The organism is Microcystis sp. M179S2, assembly GCF_020245805.1.
GTDB classification, from domain to species: Bacteria; Cyanobacteriota; Cyanobacteriia; order Cyanobacteriales; family Microcystaceae; genus Microcystis; species Microcystis aeruginosa.
The window spans coordinates 1-4,565 of sequence record NZ_JADBUE010000247.1; the positions used below are offsets into that span (position 1 = coordinate 1).

Below are 4,565 nucleotides of genomic sequence, written 5' to 3' on the forward strand. Positions count from 1 at the left end.
CAACAATAAACTGGCGGCTGTCCCCCGTCAAATAAAGGTTTCGGATAAACCAAGTCTCAACAAGCAATTTAAATTACGAACAGCTTAATACCTTTCGACAAAAGATTTCTCGGCTGGTGAGAGAGAGTCTATCTTTCTCTAAAAAAATGGAGAATCACGTTGGGGAGCCCTTTGGTATTTTATCCATGACTACAATGCACAGCAAAGCAAAGGATTAAGCCTCCATCACTACTACCGAATCACCACCCTCTATCTTTCTATCTGTCTATCCACTAGGATAATGACCTTGCAATCAAAACTTCATGTCTGCGTCACAGTAAGTTCATATCCCCTGCCTAAATTAGAGATAGTCAGTCCCAAGCCGTTTTCCGAAACACTCCTCTCACACCCTTATTAGGACTGACTTTTATTCCCTTCTCAGAATGGTTAAACAATAAAAACTATGACTCGCAATATTTTTAACGATAATATTTCCCCGATCAACGAAGGTAATCCTAAACGCTCCAAATCTTCTGGGATGAAAAAACTTTTTGCCTATTCCTCTTTACTGGTTTTGGGTGCCGGGTTAGGCATCGGTGCCACCTACGCCTACAGTCAAAATCCTCTGGAATTAGCCCAAAATATTGCCCCCTCTGCCAATAATCCTCGCCCCTCCACACCGGCCGCAGCCGCTCCCTCGTCTCTGGTTATTCCCACCAATTTTGTCGCTTCTGTGGTGCAAGAAGTGGGGCCGGCGGTGGTAAGAATTAATGCTTCTAGGGAAGTTAATGGAGGCGATGATTTAGGCGAATTTGCTAACGATCCTGTTTTCCGTCGCTTCTTCGGTTCCCAAATACCCGAGCGAGGAGAAAAACAAGTTCAAAGAGGTACAGGTTCCGGGTTTATTATCAGTAATGACGGTAAAATTATCACCAATGCTCACGTTGTCGAGGGAGCAGATAAGGTGACTGTCACCCTCAAAGATGGTCGCACTATTGATGGTAAAGTCTTAGGTAGTGATCCTTTAACTGATGTGGCAGTGGTACAGGTAGAAACGAGCAATTTACCCACGGTTAAATTAGGTAATTCTGATAGTTTACAGGTGGGAGAATGGGCGATCGCTATCGGTAATCCTTTGGGATTAGATAACACTGTCACCACGGGAATTATTAGTGCCAAGGAACGCAATGGCTCCCAAATTGGTGCTAGTGATAAATTGGTGGATTTCCTACAAACCGATGCGGCAATTAACCCCGGAAATTCCGGCGGACCTTTGTTAAATGCTCGGGGAGAAGTCATCGGAGTTAACACTGCTATCATTCAAAATGCCCAGGGTTTAGGTTTTGCTATTCCGATTAAGACTGCCCAAAGAATCGCCGAACAATTAATCGCTACGGGTAAGGTGGAACATCCCTATCTCGGTGTTCAAATGGTACAGTTAACCCCGGAGGTAAAAGAACAATTAGCCGATAGTCCTATGGCTGATAATTGGACTATCCCCGATGATTCTGGTGTCTTGTTAGTGCGGGTGATGAGAGATTCTCCTGCCGCAGCAGCGGGATTGCGATCGGGTGATGTGTTAAAGTCTGTAGGTGGTAAGAATGTCACCGATCCCGATGCGGTTCGGGAAATTGTTGCTAATACTCAAATCGGCGATAATTTACCCGTAGAAATTAGCCGGGAAGGACAAAAAATTAATCTGAATATTCAAGTTGGTAGCTTGAATACTGCTAATAAATCTTAGTTGGGAAAATAAGTGGCAGAAGACCGAAACTTTGTAGAGAGCTTGTTAGTAAGCTCTCTATATTTCTGGTTTTACTTTTGGCTCTTGAATCGAATAATTATGCTGTAATAGTCTTTCCTGTGGTTACTGTGGGGAGAGAAAAGTCAGAGGCAATCAGGGCAAAATGATAAGTATTTTATATATAAATAGCTTCAATACTTAAAAATATTTAAATTTACAATCGGTAATATTTATTTTTACTTAAGAATTTATTGAGAATAATTTTTATTTATTTACGAGATTGCAATACTTCCAGCGATTCTAGTATAATTTTGCATTATGCTATGATTGCTCTTGTTGTAATTTTTAGGGTTTTAATGGTCTGGGTTGTCTTAAAACCCTTGCTAAATCTAGACTTTTCCCTTGGGCAAAACCAAACACTTTCGCCAATTGTCCCTTTTTTTCCGAACAACGTTGATCTAATTTTTGTGTAGTTTTGTTGCAAAGTCAAATTTTTTTTGACAAAATGGCTAAATTGTGGTATGGAGATAGATTGTTGATAGGTGGCAATTCACACCGAGGCAATCAATAATTAGGAGATTGTTGGCGAATTTAACCGAAAATTGGGGAAATTCAGAATAATTAGCCGAAGAAATGCATAATATCTTGGACGAGAGAACCTGATGGCTTATCTCTTTGATAACGATGCTATTTTAGAAAAATCAGCGATAAAAACCTTTTTTACCGATCTAGCCTGGCTCTAACGCCTGGGAAGGGAAAAATCCTCAATTGAGCCGAAATTAGCTTAATCAAAAAATATGCTATAATCAGAATGTAAGCACAAGGGGCCGTAACGGTTTCGACAGGTTAGCGAAAGCTCCCCCGTGATACAGGTCGAGAGTGAGTCTCCTCTCGTAAATCAAAGGCTCAAACAAAAAGTAAATGCGAACAACATCGTTCCTTTCGCTCGTAAAGCCGCTCCTGTAGCTGCCTAATAGTCTCTAATCGACTCGAGCATTCATAGTTTGACTCCGTTAAGGACTATGGATCAACCCCCAACGGATGCCACGTTTAACTTTCTCTAGTTAGTTAACCGTCTAAGCTTTAACTAGAGCATCCCACTGTCCGGGATAAGTGACAGTCCCCGTTTCGAGGGTAATCGAAACTAAACCTGTGAATGAACGGACAGTCAATACCTAATTTGGACAGCAGTTCGACTCTGCTCGGCTCCATTGATTACTTTAATGAAAGACCTTCTCTCCCGCATGGACGGGGTGCAAACACCGATTATTCCCGTGGTCGGTCAATTAATTAAAGCGAACCCTGGCACTATTTCCCTAGGTCAAGGGATTGTTTCCTATTATCCACCCCGGGAGGCGATCAAATCTCTATCTTTATTCTTAGCCAATCCCAAAAATCATCAATATCAATCTGTGGCGGGAATTCCCCCCTTATTAGCAGTAATTCGGCAAAAACTAGCCGAAGATAATCGGATAGAAATCAGCGATAAACAGGCAATTTTTGTCACGGCGGGCAGTAATATGGCTTTTATGAATGCCATTTTAGCCATTACTTCCCCGGGGGATGAAATTATTCTCAACACTCCCTTTTATTTCAATCATGAAATGGCCATAAAAATGGCTAATTGTCAAGTAATTTTGGTCGCCACAGACAAAAATTATCAATTGCGTCCAGCCGCCATTGAAGAGGCAATCACGGAAAAAACTAAGGCAGTGGTGACGATTTCTCCTAATAATCCCACGGGAGTAGTTTATCCAGAAAATACCCTAAGAGAAGTCAATCGAATCTGTCAAAAAAAGGGCATCTATCACATTCATGATGAGGCTTATGAGTATTTTACCTATAACCATGCCCGCCACTTTTCCCCGGCGGCAATTGTTGGCAGTGAATCCTGGACTATTTCCTTATTTAGTCTCTCAAAAGCCTACGGTTTTGCCAGTTGGCGCATTGGTTATATGGTAGTACCAGAACATTTATCTGAGGCGATTAATAAGATTCAGGATACTATTTTAATCTGTCCGCCGGTGGTTTCGCAATACGCGGCCCTAGGGGCGTTGCAGGTGGGTAAAAGCTATCCTTTAGAACAGTTGAAAACTATCAGTCAAGTTAGAGAAATTTGCCTGAATGCTTTAGAATCAATCGGCGATATCTGTGATGTTGCCACTGCGGAAGGTGCTTTTTATTTTTTCCTGAAAATTACCACAGACAAGAATGATTTTCAGTTAGTTAAAAGTTTAATCGAGCGGCAGCGGGTGGCGGTGTTACCCGGTTCAACTTTTGGGATAACAGAAGGCTGTTATTTGCGTCTTGCCTACGGTGCTTTATCTCCAGAAACGGCTTTAGCGGCAGTAGAAAGATTGGTAAAAGGACTGCGTTATTTTAGTCAGTGATTTTCAAGAATAAATACCGGCTTTTTTTCTTGGTTTTTACCTATAATGTCGGCTTGAAGGAACCCTCGGTTTCACCTCGGAGATGAAAGGTTCCGCCAGCATAGAACAGCGAAGCACGACTAAGAATAACTCTAATCTATAGTTGCCAATTTAATTTTAGTATGCTAGAGTAGTTTGCGTGGTAGGTCGATAACGCAAAATGTTTGTTTTAGAGTACAAGCTTAGAGGAAAACCATCTCAATATCAAGCCATTGATGAGGCTATTCGGACAGTACAGTTTGTTCGGAATAAATGTCTTAGATATTGGGAAGACAATAAAGGTGTAGGACAAAAAGATATTTATCGATACACAACTCAATTAAGAGATGAATATCCTTTTGTCAAAGACCTTAACTCTACAGCTTGTCAACAGGCTTGCGAACGGACTTGGACTGCTATTCTTAGGTTCTATA

The 4,565-nt window shown here is 41.4% G+C and carries 2 protein-coding genes, 1 other RNA gene and 2 pseudogenes; all 5 read left to right on the top strand.

The genetic code is table 11. The features are described from left to right. Positions 1-77: 77 nt before the first annotated feature. Positions 78-199 (top strand): annotated as a pseudogene (locus tag IM500_RS15285) (IS1 family transposase); the annotation flags it as partial. A gap of 243 nt (positions 200-442) precedes the next feature. Beyond that, positions 443-1,723, top strand: a complete 1,281-nt coding sequence (locus tag IM500_RS15290; protein WP_190723092.1) for an HhoA/HhoB/HtrA family serine endopeptidase — start codon at positions 443-445, stop codon at positions 1,721-1,723. Between the two features lie 823 nt (positions 1,724-2,546). Further along, positions 2,547-2,937: a transfer-messenger RNA gene (gene ssrA / locus IM500_RS15295) on the top strand. 9 nt (positions 2,938-2,946) lie between these two features. After that, positions 2,947-4,113 carry a pyridoxal phosphate-dependent aminotransferase gene (locus tag IM500_RS15300; RefSeq protein WP_287738864.1) on the top strand — a complete coding sequence of 389 codons (1,167 nt, stop codon included), beginning with the start codon at positions 2,947-2,949 and terminating at the stop codon, positions 4,111-4,113. 199 nt (positions 4,114-4,312) lie between these two features. Continuing rightward, positions 4,313-4,565: pseudogene (locus IM500_RS15305) on the top strand (hypothetical protein); the annotation flags it as partial.